The sequence below is a fragment of the Nocardia flavorosea genome (genome assembly GCF_015477805.1).
In the GTDB taxonomy this organism is placed as follows: domain Bacteria; phylum Actinomycetota; class Actinomycetes; order Mycobacteriales; family Mycobacteriaceae; genus Nocardia; species Nocardia flavorosea_A.
In genome coordinates, this window is sequence record NZ_JADLQL010000002.1 from 673,761 (window position 1) to 690,452 (window position 16,692).

The 16,692-nt window shown below is 65.0% G+C and carries 17 protein-coding genes; 13 read left to right on the top strand and 4 right to left on the bottom strand.

Features of this window, described 5'->3' with window-relative positions; translation table 11 throughout:
• Nucleotides 1–45 precede the first annotated feature (45 nt).
• Nucleotides 46–1,149 (top strand): alkene reductase, encoded by a 1,104-nt coding sequence (locus IU448_RS12030; RefSeq protein WP_195055640.1) that lies wholly within the window; start codon nucleotides 46–48, stop codon nucleotides 1,147–1,149.
• Between the two features lie 86 nt (nucleotides 1,150–1,235).
• Here IU448_RS12030 and IU448_RS12035 read toward each other — a convergent pair whose 3' ends face one another.
• A complete protein-coding gene (locus IU448_RS12035) occupies nucleotides 1,236–1,916 on the bottom strand; it encodes a GyrI-like domain-containing protein (protein WP_195055641.1) in 681 nt (226 codons plus the stop codon).
• On the opposite strand from IU448_RS12035, the gene IU448_RS28895 reads away from it, so the two are divergent.
• The 6 genes from IU448_RS28895 (at nucleotide 1,806) to IU448_RS12060 (ending at nucleotide 5,811) form a co-directional block, all read left to right on the top strand.
• A complete protein-coding gene (locus tag IU448_RS28895) occupies nucleotides 1,806–2,375 on the top strand; it encodes a Scr1 family TA system antitoxin-like transcriptional regulator (protein WP_324188575.1) in 570 nt (189 codons plus the stop codon). The two genes, IU448_RS12035 and IU448_RS28895, sit on opposite strands and share 111 nt — an antisense overlap.
• A 110-nt stretch (nucleotides 2,376–2,485) precedes the next feature.
• The gene (locus tag IU448_RS12040) at nucleotides 2,486–2,803 is read left to right on the top strand and encodes a WXG100 family type VII secretion target (RefSeq protein WP_195055642.1); all 318 of its coding nucleotides are present in this window, start codon (nucleotides 2,486–2,488) and stop codon (nucleotides 2,801–2,803) included.
• Between the two features lie 23 nt (nucleotides 2,804–2,826).
• Nucleotides 2,827–3,132: a WXG100 family type VII secretion target gene (locus tag IU448_RS12045; RefSeq protein WP_195055643.1), complete on the top strand. Its 306-nt coding sequence runs from the start codon at nucleotides 2,827–2,829 to the stop codon at nucleotides 3,130–3,132.
• A gap of 6 nt (nucleotides 3,133–3,138) precedes the next feature.
• A complete protein-coding gene (locus tag IU448_RS12050; RefSeq protein ID WP_195055644.1) occupies nucleotides 3,139–4,542 on the top strand; it encodes a hypothetical protein in 1,404 nt (467 codons plus the stop codon).
• Entirely contained in the window at nucleotides 4,542–4,895 is a 354-nt protein-coding gene (locus IU448_RS12055; protein ID WP_195055645.1) for a DUF6086 family protein, read from the top strand. Before IU448_RS12050 ends, IU448_RS12055 begins: the two co-directional genes overlap by 1 nt.
• 442 nt (nucleotides 4,896–5,337) lie before the next feature.
• Nucleotides 5,338–5,811 (top strand): DUF4351 domain-containing protein, encoded by a 474-nt coding sequence (locus IU448_RS12060; RefSeq protein WP_195055646.1) that lies wholly within the window; start codon nucleotides 5,338–5,340, stop codon nucleotides 5,809–5,811.
• Here IU448_RS12060 and IU448_RS12065 read toward each other — a convergent pair.
• The gene (locus tag IU448_RS12065) at nucleotides 5,786–7,417 is read right to left on the bottom strand and encodes an FAD-binding protein (RefSeq protein ID WP_195055647.1); all 1,632 of its coding nucleotides are present in this window, start codon (nucleotides 7,415–7,417) and stop codon (nucleotides 5,786–5,788) included. The genes IU448_RS12060 and IU448_RS12065 overlap by 26 nt on opposite strands.
• A gap of 102 nt (nucleotides 7,418–7,519) precedes the next feature.
• Between IU448_RS12065 and kstD the strand changes: the two genes are divergently transcribed.
• The 4 genes from kstD to IU448_RS12085 all read left to right on the top strand — a co-directional run bounded on the left by kstD (nucleotide 7,520) and on the right by IU448_RS12085 (nucleotide 12,653).
• Complete coding sequence (kstD, locus tag IU448_RS12070; protein WP_195055648.1) at nucleotides 7,520–9,229, top strand: 3-oxosteroid 1-dehydrogenase; 1,710 nt, start codon at nucleotides 7,520–7,522, stop codon at nucleotides 9,227–9,229.
• 14 nt (nucleotides 9,230–9,243) lie between these two features.
• Entirely contained in the window at nucleotides 9,244–10,107 is an 864-nt protein-coding gene (locus IU448_RS12075) for a MaoC family dehydratase (protein ID WP_195055649.1), read from the top strand.
• 280 nt (nucleotides 10,108–10,387) lie between these two features.
• The gene (locus IU448_RS29575) at nucleotides 10,388–11,608 is read left to right on the top strand and encodes a cytochrome P450 family protein (protein WP_195055650.1); all 1,221 of its coding nucleotides are present in this window, start codon (nucleotides 10,388–10,390) and stop codon (nucleotides 11,606–11,608) included.
• Nucleotides 11,609–11,660: 52 nt separating this feature from the next.
• Nucleotides 11,661–12,653: a helix-turn-helix domain-containing protein gene (locus tag IU448_RS12085; RefSeq protein WP_195055651.1), complete on the top strand. Its 993-nt coding sequence runs from the start codon at nucleotides 11,661–11,663 to the stop codon at nucleotides 12,651–12,653.
• 77 nt (nucleotides 12,654–12,730) lie between these two features.
• On the opposite strand, the gene IU448_RS12090 is transcribed toward IU448_RS12085, so the two are convergent.
• Nucleotides 12,731–13,480: an esterase/lipase family protein gene (locus IU448_RS12090; RefSeq protein WP_228812637.1), complete on the bottom strand. Its 750-nt coding sequence runs from the start codon at nucleotides 13,478–13,480 to the stop codon at nucleotides 12,731–12,733.
• A gap of 131 nt (nucleotides 13,481–13,611) precedes the next feature.
• Nucleotides 13,612–14,541: an SDR family NAD(P)-dependent oxidoreductase gene (locus IU448_RS12095; RefSeq protein ID WP_324188576.1), complete on the bottom strand. Its 930-nt coding sequence runs from the start codon at nucleotides 14,539–14,541 to the stop codon at nucleotides 13,612–13,614.
• A gap of 35 nt (nucleotides 14,542–14,576) precedes the next feature.
• Here IU448_RS12095 and IU448_RS12100 point away from each other — a divergent pair, with 35 nt between their 5' ends.
• Nucleotides 14,577–15,182 (top strand): TetR family transcriptional regulator, encoded by a 606-nt coding sequence (locus IU448_RS12100; RefSeq protein ID WP_195055652.1) that lies wholly within the window; start codon nucleotides 14,577–14,579, stop codon nucleotides 15,180–15,182.
• Between the two features lie 212 nt (nucleotides 15,183–15,394).
• Nucleotides 15,395–16,672 (top strand): lipase family protein, encoded by a 1,278-nt coding sequence (locus tag IU448_RS12105; RefSeq protein WP_195055653.1) that lies wholly within the window; start codon nucleotides 15,395–15,397, stop codon nucleotides 16,670–16,672.
• Nucleotides 16,673–16,692: the final 20 nt, after the last annotated feature.

Sequence of the window (16,692 nt, forward strand, 5' to 3'; positions counted from 1 at the left end):
TTCGGACTTGAATCTCACATTGATGTGAGGTCTTACCGTCCAGACATGACAACCACAGCAACCGGCCGTCTATTCACCCCGGCCCGTCTCGGTGAACTCGAACTGTCGCACCGGCTGGTGATGGCGCCGCTCACGCGCAACCGCGCGGCCGCGGACGGTACACCGACCGACCTGATGACCACCTACTACGCCCAGCGCGCCACGGCCGGATTGATCATCGCCGAGGCCGCCACCCCGAACCCCGTCGGCCAGACCTACCCGAACATTCCCGGCATCCACCGCGCGGAACATATCGCGGGCTGGCGACAGATCACCGAGGCCGTACAGCGCGGAGGCGGCCGGATGTTCCTGCAACTGCAGCACGGTGGCCGGGTCGGGCATCCCGACAACAGCGGGCTGGCACCCGTCGCTCCCTCGCCGATCGCGCTACCCGAAACGATTCACACGCCGTCCGGCCGCCAGGAACCCGTAGTCCCCGAAGAATTGTCCGCCGACGAGATCCAGCGGACGGTCGCCGATTTCGCGGCCGCCGCCCGTAATGCTGTCGCCGCCGGGTTCGCCGGGGTCGAGGTACACAGCGCGAACGGTCATCTGCTGCATCAATTCCTGGCCTCGAACACCAACCGGCGCACCGATGCCTACGGCGGTACGGTCGCGAACCGAATCCGATTCACTGTAGAGGTCGTCGAAGCGGTCGCGGCCGCCATAGGCGCGGACCGCGTCGGGTTGCGTATCTCCCCGGCCAATCCCGTCAACGGAATCGACGAAGAGGACACCGCGGACCTCTATCCGGCCCTCGTCACCGCACTCGCCGACCGGGGACTCGCCTATCTGCACATAGTCCAGGCCGAGCCGGCCGACCCGCTGCTGCGCCGGCTTCGCGACAGCTGGCCCGGCACCCTCATCGCCAACCCCGCGAAGTCGGGCGATTCCCGCGATCCCGCGGCCATCGTTTCCGCGGCCGAAGCCCTGCTCGCCGCCGGTGCCGACTTCATTGCCCTCGGCCGCGCCTTCTTGACCACCCCGGACCTGGTCCGGCGGCTGCGTACCGGCGCGCCGCTGAACGAAATACGCGAAGCCCAGCTGATGTATGTGGGCGGACCGGATGGGTACATCGACTACCCGGCATTGCCGGATATCGCCGCCTGATGACGCGCACCGCAACCTCGGCCGGAAGTTACGCGCCCAGCCATCCGCCCGGAGCCGACGGCCCCTCGAATACACCGGAGTGACGTTCAGTCCGCCGAGTCCGATGAACTTTCGATCGGACCGGACTTCGGGTCGGTCGGGGGACTCGGCGAGTCGTCGACCGGCTGCCGGAGGATGGTCCGCAACTTTTCCGGCGCGACCTTGCGGAAGTCGCTCAGGTAGATCTCGTGGTGCCTGCCGGCCATCCGCAGTCCGTTGTCCGGGATGAACTCCTGATGCATGCGCGCCAGCACCTCGGCTTCGTCGTCGAACGAACCGATATGCAAGGTCTGCACACAACGTCCCTCGGACAACGACTCCAGCCGCACATCGTCCAGCCGCGCCGGGCGGTTCTTCGCCCCAGCCTGTTCGACGGCGGCCGTGAACATCTCCCGGTCGATCCAGTCCGGGACCATGATCATCAAAGTCCAGTCCCATCGCGCCTTGTCCCGCGCCGCCGTGAAGGAATCCATATCCTCGGCCCACCACAACCCCTCCAGCGGCATCACCACATAGTCGCGGCCGAGGCCGCGTTTACTGGCGAACTTCAGCTTGTAGGCCACCGGATACAGGGACTCGACGGCCGCGGTGAACTCGGGCGCGGTGTTCGGGTCGCCGTGGCCGTCGATCATGAGGTATTGCAGGTCGGGCACCTCCACAACGCGGAAACGGCCGCGTTCGGCCTGGTAGGCGTCGAGGGTCCGCTTGAAGTCGAGCTTGTCCGTCATCGGGCACCACCATCCGGATCGGTCACGCACGCCAAGGTAGCGGTCATAGCGGTCAGGTCTTGTCCGGAAACCGCTGCAGGTGCACTGTCGTGTCCCGGGGTAGCGCCGGGACGGCCTAGTGCGCGACTTCCGGCGGCGATCGTTACTCGTAAGGCCGATCCGGTCCAGCTCGAACTGCTGTTACACGAACCTGCACTGCATCGGCTCATCGGTGGACCTACCGTAATGGCAACTCAGCTCCGCCATCTTGCGGAGATCGGCAAGCGGCCGAACGTCAGCAGCCGACATCCGGATCCACCCGTACAGTGCCGGACGCACTCGAGAGCTTCTGCATGCCCTGTCTTTTGCTCCCGAAGCGTGGCCCATCCACAACCGTCCACGCCGTCCAGACCACCGCCGACCTCGCCACCACCTCCAGAGCCTTCTCGACCGCACGCTGAGCGACCACCGCGAAAATGACGAGATATGGGCCATATCAGGGTTCCGTGCGTCACATCCGTCCGGTTGACAGAGACCACCGTGCCAGTAGTGTTGATCAAGCGATTGTTCGATGAGTTCGGGGGGAAGTCTTGTCAGAGGGGACGCCGGATCCCGGCTTACAGGTCATTCCTGATCACGTCCTCGACGCAGGTGGGTTCGTGCAGCTCACCGCCGACCAACTGGTGAACGCCCTGCACTCTCTCGACACCGATATCGACGCCGTGCTCGCGGTATGGAAAGGTCACTCCGCCAACGCTTATCGTTCGGGCTGGGATGAAACCAAGCGAGGCGCAGTCGAAGTACTGGAAGCCTTGTCGACCATCGCCGAACTCCTGGGCGTCACCACCGAATCGTTCGTCGAACAAGATGACACCAATTCCCAGAGCTACCCATCGCTGAACCTTTAGCCATATCCCCGGGGGGACCCATCGTGCCCGACGATTCACAAGCCTTTCAGGTCGACCTCGACCAACTCGACAACCTCACCGCCCGCGCCGCGAATTTCGTCGGTTTCCTCAACGACAGCCTCACCAGCCTCCAGCAACGCATGGACGCCCTGCAACACACCTGGACCGGCGACGCCGCCCGCGCCCAATCCGACGCCTACCGGCAATGGGCAACCGGCGCCACCGACGTGAGCGAGGGCGTCGACGCCATGCGCCAGGCCGCCATCGACGCCCATACCCGGTACACCACCGCCATCGATACGGTGCAACGCATTCTCGGGCCGCGATAGCGGCCGATGAACTACATCAACGTCGACCCGGCCACCTATTACGAAGCCGCGAAAATCGTCAACCAGGCCACGGCCGCGTTCTTCACCACCTACGCCCAGCAACTGAAGGCCCTGGAATCCACCAACGAGATGGCCGGCAGCGTAGGCCCCGGCGGAGAGTGGGCCATCTCCTACGACGAAAAGGTCCGCGACACCAACAACCTCGTCAGTGCCTTCACCATGCTCGCCGACCGATACACCACGGCCCTCAACCAGATCGGCCACACCTACGCTCTCGGCGACCACGATCCCACCACCGGCACCCCGCCACCGGCCAAACCACCCAGCCCACCCTTGGCGTTTTCATCCTGCCCCATCCCGCCACCCTCGGCCGGCGGCCCCGGCAGCGGCCTGGTCGACGACGGCCTCGAACTCGCCGAGAAGATCGGCCTCGACCTCCCCGTCCCCGACGGCGACACCGACAAACTCCACACCGCCGCCACCGTATGGAAAGCCCTCGCCCACGCCCCGGAGGTCACCGACCTTCCCGCCGAGTTGGAACGCGCCGCCGCACTGTTCCAGACTGTCACCACCCCGGAAGTCGACACCATCGACGACGACCTACGGGCCATGAAAACCGCCGCCGAAGACCTCATCACCACCTTCACCGACCTTGCGAACGAGTGCGCTGCGCAAGAAGCCGCGCACGACAAGATGCGCGTCGACCTCCAAGACGTCCTCGGCTGGTTCGCCGAAGAACTCCGCGACTACGTACTGGTCACCGCCGCCTTCGCCGTCGCCGCCTCTTTCCTCTCCTTCGGCGTCGGCGGCGCCGCCGTCACCGCCGTCCGCGCAGGCAAAGCCGTCGACCTCGTCAACGACACCATCCGCAAACTCCGCCACATCGTCTCCATCGCCGGCGTCCGCAAAGTCGTCGCGCTCACCCGCAACACCACCGACACCCGCACCAAACTCGAACGCATCCACGATGCCATCGAAACCGCCGAAGACACAGTCGAAGCGCAAAACAACAGTGCCGGAGTGACTTTCGATGACACTAAGCGACCGCAACTGGGGAGTGATGGGAAATATCATGTGCAAGATGGAGACACAGAAGTAAAGATAGACGAACCAGGAAATCTTTCACGTACCATTACCGATATAGACCTCGTAGAAAACGGCGTTCTATGGGAGGAGAAATCAGCAGTCAGTTCACCTAACCCCGAGAAATGGGTAGAAAAACACGTTACCAAGAAGTTGGAGTCCTTCCTCGAAGCCCGCCAGTATATCGCGGGCCATGAAACGGCACCAATCGGACTCCGGTTTACGCAAGCTGGGGCTGATCCCCAGTTCAAAGCAGCAGTTGAGAAGGCTGTTGGCGACCTGCGTGCGAAACATCCCGACACTGAAATACACTTGGAGTGGGCGTAATGAGCTACATATTCGATGTCAACGATGAGACGGTTTGGAGCCCAGCTTTGCGCGCTGGAAGGCTTTATACGCTGATGGCAGAAGACATCGCGGACGTCCTTGGAACAGAGACAGGAATGACGGCAATAGCATCGGATTTTTGGGATATCAATATTGATAAGTTCGAGATTTTCGTCCACGCTATGTATGAAACGTATTTTTCGAGCAGTCATCCTGTTTTGAAAGGTTTGGTCGGGTCAGTGTTGGCACCTTCTATCGTGGTCTTGGAGCGAGGCGGAAGGGTTATTAGCCCGGCTTCGACAGAGGAACAAGAATTCATAGTTCGTGCCCATGATCTCTCCATGGCGCGATAATAGTAGCTGCCCACACCGCGCGACCCGACAAAATTTCATGAATATTTCCAAAAATGGCCGTAGACCTCCAGAAGGTGATCGACCGTCGTTGATTCCTCGACGCGGCGGTAGAACCGGTTACCCCGGAATCGACGGAAGATCCGACACAGCCGCCCGCGCTGCCGGCAAAGCCGAATGGTTTGAAACATCAACGATGGAGCATAGGTGACAGAGGGTTCAATACCTGGACAGGCAGATTTCGAACTCACCTTCGGATGAGCATGAGACGCAACGAGGAGATCGAGCAAGATAAACTGAGGCCATTAGGCATAGATCCGAGTGACGCTGAATCCCGATCCCGCAAAGTGAAATATTTCTCGGTTTCGGCCCAGACCGTTTCCTCAATTCGGCCTCCATTTTAAGCATTTCCGCTTCCAAAACAAACACATGCCTGTCCTATCCGTTGAAGCACCGCCAAGAACAGAACCTCGGCCACGATCTGAAACCCTTTCTCGCCGATCTGAGTGAGTCGACCGTGGATGACCTGTCGCGGGTATTCGAGGACATTTTCCTGGAGGGCGATACCGGTCTCGAGGATCTGCACGCCCTGTTGAATCAGCTCGGTCCGCGAGCCAAGGAGGTAGCTGTGACCACCGCAGAACGACTCCGCGCCGAAGGTCGCGCTGAAGAGGCGGCTCGGATGCTGCTCAAACTGTTGGCCGCCAAATTCGGGACGCCGCCCGCCGAGACGGTCCACCGGGTCCGCTCCGCCGACACCGACGAACTGGAAGCATGGATGCCGCGCGTACTCACCGCCACCACCCTGAACGAGATCTTCGCCCCCTCCCGAGCCGGGCGCAGAGTGCTCTTCCGGCCTTGTGCAGCGAGGTTCCGGGCAGCTGTGCCCCTCGTCAATCCATGGCAGGACGGGCGGTAGCAGGCGTGGTGGCGGCAGACTGCTCACCTGCCGCGCTGCGACCTGCGCGGCGGCCGGCGAAAATGCAGTCGGACAGCGACAGTCCGCTGACGTAGGAGTTCACGCAGATTCCGGCGGCGGTGCGGCCGGCGGCGTACAGACCCGGGATATCGGCGCCGTCGGCGCCTTTCACCGCGCCGGTGTCCTCGTCGACGACCAGCCCGCCGACGGTGAACATCGGGCAGGGGTTGGTCAGGCTTCGTTTGATCGAGACATCCACCAGCCAGTACGGGCCGGCCCCGACGGGACGGACATATTCGGCGGGTTTGCCGACCGGGTCGGGGGCTCCGGTGGCGTAGGCGCTGTTGTGTGCGGCGACCGTTTCCCGGAGTCCCTGCGCATCGATGCCTGCGGCGGCCGCGACCGCGTCGAGTGTATTGCCTCGCTTGGCTTTCCGGCGCATGACCTCGAACTGCATCCGCTGGAACCAGGCGGCCTGCGGGCCGATCTGCGAGATGGCCTTGCGCATGAGTTCCTCGTCGGCGAGCAGGAAACCGATACCGTCGTGGCGGTTGATCAGCGCGTCACCGACGGCGGCGCCGTAGCGGGTCTCGTCGATGACCCGCTGTCCTTTCCCGTCGACCAGCAGCGCACCGGTGAACGAGCTCGGCGGCAGCAGGAACCGCCACGCCGAGACGTTGCCCATCCGGGCGGTGGCGGCACCGACACTGCGACCCATTTCGATACCGCTGCCGTCGTCACCGGAGCTGCCCAGCGGCAGCCCGTTCGTGTAGGCGGGGGCGTGGGCGCGCACCATTTCCCGGTTGGCGATGAAACCGCCCGCGGTGAGAACCACACCGCGCCGGGCCTGTACTCGGAGAATGGTGCCGTACCGGCGGTCGAGGCGGGCGAGCTGTTTTTCCAGTACGCGGCGCAGGGGCGGGTAGTAGATGCCGGGTTTGGCGGCGATGGCGGCCATCCGGATATAGCGCGCGCGGACCTGCGCGGGCGCATCGCGCAGGGTGCGGCACTGCACCCCCACCACGGCACCGGTGTCGTCGGTTAGCAGCGCGGTCGCCGTGGTGAGCGTTTCGACGCGGACGCCCCTGTTCGCCGCGGACCGGGCCAGCGGCGCGAACAGCTTCTTTCCCGAAGTACCCCACCCCTTCACTCGGTGGCCGCGCTGGGCGGGAGTGATGTCGTTGAAGGCGCCGGAGATCTCGCTACCGGAGTAGTAGAGGTAGTAGTCGTTGTTCGGGTACGAGGTCTTGTACGGGCACAGCGACGCCTCGAACGGCACTCCGTGCCCGGTCAGCCAGTCGATCATGGCCGGGCTGCCGTCGACGAACCGGCGCAGGGTCGCGGGCGCGACCGCATCGCCGACCTCACGCTCCAGGTAGGCGAGCATCTGTTCGGGAGTGTCCTCGACCCCGCCCGCTCGCTGCACCCAGGTGCCGCCGCCGGCGTAGATGATGCCGCCGGACAGCGCGGTCGCTCCCCCGCCGGTGAACCGGTCCAGGACCAGTACCTGCGCACCGTCCTCGGTGGCCTGCAGCGCCGTCGCCGCTCCGGCCGCACCGTATCCGACGACCACCACGTCCGCGGTCAGATCCCATTCCTGCGCCATCGAGCCACTCCACCAGAATTGAAACGAGTTTCGCTGCGTTATACGCGGCATAGCAAGTCTTCTGCCACACAACATAGACCAACAGCGCCCTCATTCTATAACGTGTTCTACATGAACGATCGGGAATACGATGTGGTGGTGGTCGGCAGCGGCGCCGCCGGGATGACCGCCGCCCTCACCGCCGCGCACAACGGGCTGAGTGTGGTGATCCTGGAGAAGGCGCCGTACTACGGTGGGTCCACCGCGCGCTCGGGCGGCGGGGTGTGGATCCCCGGCAACAAGGCCCTGCGCGAGACGGGCGGTCCCGACGACCGCGAGGAAGCGCGCAGGTATCTGCACAGCATCATCGGCGACGTGGTGCCCGCCGAACGTATCGATACCTATATCGACCGCGGCGCGGAAGCCCTCGACTTCGTGCTGGACCACAGCCCACTGAAGATGGAATGGGTCAAGGGGTACTCCGACTACTACCCCGAAGCGCCCGGCGGCCGGGCCGGTGGCCGTTCCTGTGAACCCAAACCGTTCAACGCCATGGTCCTCGGCGACGAACGTTTCAAGATCCACCCGCCCTACTCCAAGGCTCCACTGAACGTCGCCGTAACCCAGGCCGATTTCGTCCGGCTGAACCTGATCCGCCGCCATCCCAAGGGCATGATCCGGGCGCTGCGGGTCGGGGTGCGCACCTACTGGGCCAAGTTCACCCGCAAGCACCTGATGGTGATGGGTCAGGCCATCATCGCCGGTATGCGCAAGGGCCTGATGGAAGCGAACGTGCCCCTGCTGCTCGATACCCCGATGAACAAACTCGTGATCGAGGAAGGCAAGGTCACGGGCGTCGAAGCCACCCACAACGGCGAAAAGGTGCGCTTCACCGCCCGCCACGGTGTGGTGCTGGGCAGCGGCGGGTTCGAGCACAACGCCGAGATGCGCGCCAAGTACCAGCGCGAACCGATTACCACTGAGTGGACAACCGGCGCCGCCACCAACACCGGAGATGGCATCCTCGCAGGTATGGACGCGGGCGCCGCGATCGGCTTCATGGAGGACGCTTGGTGGGGTCCGACCATCTTCAAGGGTGGTAAGCCGTGGTTCGCGCTGTCCGAACGCAATCTGCCCGGTTCGATCATGATCAATCCGAAGGGTGAGCGGTTCGGCAACGAATCCGCACCCTACGTGGAGGCCGTGCACACCATGTACGGCGGTGAATACGGGCAGGGCGAGGGTCCGGGCGAGAATATCCCCACCTGGCTGGTGTTCGATCAGCGTTACCGCAACCGGTACATGTTCGCCAGCCTGCAGCCGGGCCTGAAGTTCCCGTCACGCTGGATGGAGAACGATCTGATCGTCAAGGCCGCAACCCTGCAGGAACTGGCCGAGAAGATCGGGGTCCCCGCCGATAAGCTGGCAGCCACGGTCGAACGATTCAACAAATTCGCCGAATCCGGTAAGGACGAGGACTACAACCGCGGCGACAGCCAGTACGACCGCTACTACGGCGACCCCACCGTCAAACCCAACCCGTGCCTCGCCGCGCTGGTCCAGGGCCCGTTCTACGCGGCCAAGATGGTGCCCGGCGATCTCGGCACCAAGGGCGGTCTCGTCGCCGATACCGCGGCCCGGGTACTCCGCGAGGACGGTACCCCGATCGAGGGCCTCTACGCCTCCGGCAATGTGTCGACCCCGGTGATGGGCCACACCTACGCCGGCCCCGGCGCGACGATCGGCCCGGCCATCGCCTTCGGTTACCTCGCCGTCCACGACATCATCGACCGCAAGAAGGCCGGGTCCGCCGCGTCACCGGCCGAGGCCTGAGCCGAGGAGAAGTTATGCCCATCGATCCACAGGTAGCGCTCGGCGCGGAACTGCCGAGCAAGGAGTTCTCCTGGACTGCTTCCGATATCGCCCTCTACCACCTGGGCATCGGCGCGGGCCACCGCTGGACCGAACCCGCCGAACTGCGCTACCTCGACGATCGCGAACCGCAGGTCCTGCCCACTTTCGCCACTGTCGCGCACACGCTGCGCGATACCGATCCGCCGAAGGTGAAATTCCCCGGCGTCGATATCGACCTCGCCAAGGTCGTGCACGGTGCGCAGGAGATCCAGGTGCACCGGCCGCTGCCCGCCTCGGGTAAAGCGACCCGCACCGGCCGGATCAGCGAGATCTGGGACAAGGGCTCCAATGCGGTGATCGTGCAGGAGTTCACCATCACGGGCTCCGACGGTGCAGCCCTGTGGACCGAACGGTCGTCCATCTTCGCCCGCGGCGAAGGCGGTTTCGGCGGCGAACGCGGCCCCAGCAACAAGGCCGAACTGCCCGAGCGGGACCCGGATTTCGACATCACGACCGCGACCCTGCCGCAGCAGGCCCTGCTCTACCGCCTCTGCGGCGACCGCAACCCGCTGCACTCGGACCCGGAATTCGCCAAGGGCGCCGGGTTCCCGGCACCGATCCTGCACGGGTTGTGCACGTACGGGATCATCTGCAAAACCGCCACCGATACGGTGCTGGACTCGGCGGCGACGCGGGTCACCGGGTTCAAGGCGCGGTTCGCCGGGGTGTTGTTCCCCGGTGAGACGCTGCGATCGCGGATCTGGCAGGAACCGGGCAAATTGACCATCAGTGCCACGGCCGTCGACCGCGACGACGCGCCGGTGCTGGGCGACGTGGTCCTCACCTACTCCGAGTAGGACCTCTGCACCGTGTGGCCGGCGACTTCGATGAGGTCGCCGGCCACACGTCTTCGTACCCGGCCGTTCACGCGTGCGTCGTACCGCACCCCCGGGAAATCGGCGGGTCGCAACCACAATGCGCCACGTACCGGATTCGGCTGCAGCGGCTTTCGGGTTACCGCCCGTTAGCTTCGGGTTCGGGGCACGGTCGTAGCCGAGAAAGGGCAGACCGATCGCGGCGGAGTGATACTTCTGGGCGAACGTCCGGTGACGGCCGGGCCAGTCGAAAGGAATCAACGTGTCGACCGCACTGCCTGCCTTCCCTGCCGTGAACGAGAGTCCACTCGACACCTGCATCCGGCTGCGCGATATCGCGCCCGTCGTCCAGGTGGAATTTCCGGGGGGCGTACCCGGCTATCTCGCGTTGACCCACGAGGCCGTTCGCGAGATTCTCGCCGGTGACAACAGCACATTCGCCCGTGATCCCCGGCATTGGCCCGATCTGCACAACGGAGTCATCCCGCAGGACTGGCCGTTGCGTGCGGTGGTGCAGGGCGATCATTTGTCCACCAAGGACGGTGGCGACCACCGGCGCCTGCGCGGCTTGATCAGCAAGGCATTCACGCCCGGCCGCGTGGCGACGCTCGAACCACGTATCCAGGAAATCATCGACGAACTACTCGACGACGTGGTGGCCGCCGGTGACGGAGTGGATCTCGTGCCCGCATTCACCGAAGCCGTGCCGATGGCGGTGATCTGCGAACTGTTTGGAATCCCCGAGCAGGACCGGCACAAGCTGCGCACATGGACGGCGACCCTGCTGGCGCAGAACAGTTCGCCGGAGCAGGCTTTCGCAGCGCAGAACGGCCTCCAGGGCTATCTGTACGAGCTGGTGCAGCGGAAGTCGGCGGAGCCGGGTGACGATCTCACCACGGGTCTCGTCCAGGCACGGGAAAGTAACGACAAGCTCACCGACGACGAGTTGGTGGCGGTCTTGTGGATCATGCTCGTCGCCGGTCACGAAACCACCGTGCACATGCTGGGACACGCGATCATCGCGCTGTCGCAGCATCCCGATCAGCTACGTGCGGCCAAAGCGGGAGACCTGTGGGCCGACGTCGTCGAAGAGACTGTGCGATACCGGCATTCGGTGATGATGACCAGCTGGCGGTTCACCACGACGGATGTGAACATCGCGGGTGTGGCGATTCCGAAGGGCAATCCGGTGGGGGTGGTCTACCAGGCATGTGGTGTCGACCCGGCCGAATACGGTGAGACCGCCGGTCGGTTCGATATCACGCGCGGGCAGCGGAGCGGGCACCTCGGTTTCGGGCACGGACCTCGCTACTGCATCGGTGCCGGGCTCGCCCGGCTCGAAGGCAGGCTGGCGCTGGCCTCGCTGTATCGACGGCTGCCGGATCTGCAACTCGTGATGGACCCGGCGGATATCGACTACACACCCTCGTTCTTCACCAACGGCCCCCTGTCCATCCCGATCTCGCTCGGCGGAGCACGCTGAAACCGCCGGCGATCGGTCGATGCCGGCGGTGTCATCCGGTAGGACAGACACTGTGGAGTTCTATAGCGTCAGCGCGCGGAGTTCGGCGGCGTGGACCACTGTCGCCGACAGTTTGATGCCGATGGATCACGACTACCACGGAACCGACCGGTGGAGCGCGACGATGTCGGTACAGGAGAGCTCCGGTTACCGCCTGTTGCGCTGGGATCAGCACGGCGCCCGGACATCGACCCGGACCAGGCCGCATATCCGGCGCAATGCCGGCGATGACTTCTACTGGATCGTGCTCCCGGAGCGGGGGGCCTACACCGTCCGGTACCAGAACGGCACCGTCACCGGCGCCGGACCCGGCCGAGGTGCTGTCACTGTCCTCGATACGGTGTGCACTCTCCAGATTCCGCGTTCGTCTGCCTACGCGTTCCAGGTGCCGCGCACGGAAATCGACGGCCTCACCGATCGCTGCGCCACCGCAGAGCTGAATATGTCGAGCGGGCTGGGCCGGATCACCCGCAGCCTCATCCGGAGTACGCATTCCGAAGGGGAGGCGCTGGCGGAGCGGGAATTCGATGCGGTGTGCAAGCGCATCGGCGAACTGTTGTGCATGCTCGCGGTCGGTGAGGTCAGCCCGCAACAGAACCGGCACCGCGAGGTGACCGAGCAGGTCCGGCGCTATGTGCGGACGAATATCGGCCACCGGGATGTCCGGTTGCCCGCGGTCGCCGCTGCGCTGGGCTGGTCACCGCGGCAGGTACGGACCATCCTGCACCGCAGTGGAATCAACTTCCGTGATCTACGGCGTACCGAAGCCCTGCATGCCGCGTGCGCGTTCCTCGAGAATCCCGCCTACGCGACCGTGCCGATCGGTGATCTGGCCGCTCGGTGCGGTTTCAACGCGTCCTGGTTCTCCACCGCGTTCAAAGCGGCCATGGGCGAGACGCCGCGAGAATTCCGGCTGCGCCGGCTCAGCGAACTCGCCGCGGTCGCAGCCGGTGACTCACACGATATCGGTGCCGGACGTGGCGCTGCGAACGGCCGAACACCATGACGGTCCGGCACCGTCGCCGCGCCGGACCGCGCACAGCGGGATGACCGGAGGCGGATGCTGTGCTCGGCGAGCGGCGCCTACCTCGGGCAAGTGGTGGCGAGTGGCCCCCCGCGCAGCGCCGAGACGATCAGCTCCTGGAACGCGCCGTCGCGTGGCTCGTTGCGATGAATGACGTTCCGGCCCGGGCAGAAGTCCTGGACACTGGCGTTGACCGCTCCCGGCAGCGGTTCACGTTCCGCGCCTTGGTCTTCGGAGAACAGATGGTAGGCGGCCAGCCCCGGCGGGACGGCCGGTGGTTGGTTGAGTGCGCGCAAGAAAGGAGATCCCGGCGCGATATCCCGGCATCCGGGCCAGAAGAGGGAGCAGAGAAAACCGAGCGACTGGCCCGAATTCGGCGTGCCCAAATCGACATAGGTTCCGGCGGATTCACCGCCGCCCAGGAACTTGACATAGTGCCGGGCGGCGAGCCCACCCATGGAATGCCCGACCAGGTCGACCCGCGCCGCACCGGTTTCCCGCCGGATCTCGTCCACGGCCTGCGCGACCGCGCCCGCCGATTCGGCGATGGGCGCAGAACCCGTCGGCGCACCTGATAGGGACGGAACCGCAGGAAGAACCATGGAAAAAGCCGAGTATCCCCACTGGTCCAAAGCCTCACGCAGCTTTTCCAAGATCCCCTGGTCGGCATCGAATCCGCCGATCACCAGGACGGGATCCGGTGTTGCGGGGCGGGGTTGGGCCAACGCCGCCGGAGCGGCCACGGAACCGAGGCCGAGGCAGACGAATACCAGGCCGATTCGGACGAGCAGCGCGAAAAAGGTTTTCATCGACCTGCTTTCCTGAGCCGTACACCGACGATCTGCGGAAACCTGCGAAACCAACGACCATGGATGCTAATGCGGCGGCCGGAAAGTCGTGGGAGGCGCGGCGGCTCGCCCGGTGCTCGCTTCGCGACCGATCACTGCGTGGTCAACCTGTCACGGTGCTGCGCGCACAATTCCCAGATGGTGTTCCGCGCGGTCACGTCCGAGACGGCATCCGGCCACCCGGCCCGCTCGGCCTTGGCGTTGAGGTAGGCCCCGTGGATACCGGCGGCCGCAGGACTCGAGGCGAGGTACACGCTGGAACGAGTGGCCCGCAGCAGTGCCCGGTGACCGTAGACGATCGGCATCACGAGGCGCAGGATCGGGACGATCGGACGAGCCGCCGGTGGATAGGTGCCGGTGGTGAGGCCCTTGTTCATCGATGTGTAAGCGTGTCCGGGGTAGGCCACGTTCAACGTCACCCGGGCGCTGTCGAGCTCCTGGACGAAGCGGTAGCTCATCACCATCTGCGCCAGCTTGGTCTGGTTGTAGAACGACAGGCCGACGTAGGACTTCTCGCCTTGCAGATTGTCCAGATCGATCTTCCCCCTCGGAATACCGCCGGTGATATTGATGACCCGGGCCGGCCGCCGAATCGATCCGGCCGCCGTCAGCGCCGGCATCAGCCAATGCGTGAGACAGAACGGTGCGACCACGTTGACCGCGAACGCGGTCTCGAGACCGTCCTCGGTCAGTATCCGGTGTGATCGCGTCGCGCCCGCGTTGTTGATCAGCACATCCACTCCACCGGTCCGGTCACCGACCTCCTGGGCCAGTCGCCGTACCTCGGAGAGCCGGGACATATCGGCTGTGATCGCTTGGATGTGGCGATTCCCGGTAGACCTGCGGAGTTCATCCACCGCCGCCGCAGCCCGGCCCTTGTCCCGTCCCACGAGGACGACACCGGCACCCAGACCGGCCAAGACGCGCGCGGTCTCCTTCCCGATCCCTCCGGTACTCCCGGTCACCAGCACTGTTTTGCCTTCCATAGCCACCACTCCGTTCATCGTGTCACTCGGTGTCACTATAGCCATCGTATGACACAAAGTAGTCTGGGTGAATGACCGAAGGACTGCGCGAACGAACGCGCCGAGCGGTCCGGGCGGAAATCGCCCAGGTAGCCCTCGGCCTGTTCGCCGGCAAGAGTTTCGACGAGACGACCGTCGAGGAGATCGCCGCCGCGGCCGGTATGACCAAGCGCAGCTTCTTCCGCTACTTCCCCACCAAAGAAGACGTCGTCTTCGACGGCATCGACCTCACCGGAGAGCAGGTCGTCGCAGATATCGCCGCCCGGCCGGCCGGGGAAGACGCCTGGACGGTACTGCACCATGTCCTGCGGGCCTGGCAAGACCAGATCCACGCCGGTGCGCAGGTACTCGCCACCCTGCGCCTCATCCAAACCACGCCCGCGCTCGTCGGCGGACTCCACCACCGGCGAACCGAATGGCGCCGGCGCGTCAGCGAAGCACTGCAGAACCGCCCGGGGGCGGATATCGACGCCTACACCGCGGACCTGCTCACCAACGCGGCGACCGCAGTGCTCGACGCAGTATCCGGCGAGTGGGTGCGATCGGGCGGACAGGCGGACCGCACAGCCCTACTCGACCAGGGGTTCGGTCAGGTCCGCGTCGATACCTCCTCCGCTGCCGGAACCGGTTCCGAATAGTTATCCGGCCGAAGCCGGTTTCGGGATTCGTCGGCGACACGACGTGCATATACGCCCGAATCCGGGCTGGAACGGCGATACTCGCAACTCGATCTAGATCTATTGAGTCGAGGCGCCACGTTCTCTGCTCGAAGCCCTTGGTGTTGTGCTCGCGTCCACGGCGCTTTCGGTTCAATAGCTGCCGGGATGAGCCGTACGCAGAAGGGATCGCTATGAAGAGCGGGAAGCGCGCATGGGCCGCAGTCCTGTCGGGAACTCTCATGGTCGGCGGCGCCGCGGCGGTCGCACCGACCGCCTGGGCACAGCCGCGGCCGGTGCAGTCGCAGGGAGCCGGAGGCGAGATTGTCCGTACCGAGGTATCGCAGGTCGCCTTGCCGGTTCCCGGGCTCCCCGGGACGACACCGGTGCGGTCGACACGCCTCACTTACACCAGCAGCGATACCCATGATGCGCCGACCACCGTGGTGGGGACGTATTTCGAGCCCACGGCACCGTGGCGAGGCCCGGGCGAACGCCCATTGGTGGCCTACGCGGGCGGCACCCAGGGACAAGGCCCCGAATGCGCACCGTCGGCGATGGTGTCACAGGTGGTCCGGTTCCAGCCGCCGGCCGATGTGGTTTTCGAATACGACGTGATGGCTATCCAATACCTGCTGGCCCAGGGGATGGCGGTGGTGATGACCGACTATCACGATCTCGCCGCCCCCGGTATCCACAACTTCCTCAATCGCAAAACTCAGGGCTACGCGGTCCTCGATGCCGCCCGTGCCGCGTTGCATCTGCCCGGCAGCGGTTTCCACCCCGGTTCGCCGGTCGTTCTCTACGGCTACTCGCAGGGTGGGATGGCAGCCGCGGCCGCGGCCGAACTGCAGCCGGCCTATGCCCCCGAGCTGAACGTGCGCGGCGCCTACGTCGGCGGGCCTCCGGTGGGTCCCGCGGAATATATCGCGCGCAGCGACGGCCTTCCCGGCGTCGCGCCCGCCATCGCGTGGATCCTCAACGGTATCGCCGCCGATTACCCCGAAACCCGGCCGGTACTCGAGACCGTCCTGAACGACACCGGTAAAGCGATCCTGAACGAATCGATCGGCAAATGCGGCGGCGGCCTCTCGAACACCCTCACGCAACCGCAGCACACGTCGCGCTGGACCACCAGTGGACAGCCGATCACCGCGGTGATCGAAAACACCCCGGAATTGAAGGAGGCCTTCGACGAGCAGCGGCTCGGCGGGACGGCGCCCGCAGTGCCGGTGCGTATCTACTCGGCGCGCAACGACGAGATGTTTCCGGCATCCCGCGGTATCGCCGCCGCCTGGTGCGGTGGTGGTACGCCGGTACAGCTGGAGGTGGACGCCTCCGTGCCGCCCATAGCCGGATTCCTGAGCACTCACGATGTGGCGTTCTTCCCGTCGATGACCACCTCGGTGCCGTGGGTGACCGATCGTCTGGCCGGTGTGCCGGCCCCGGTGAATTGCGCGGCCCTGCCATGATTCGGTGAAAACCAAACCGG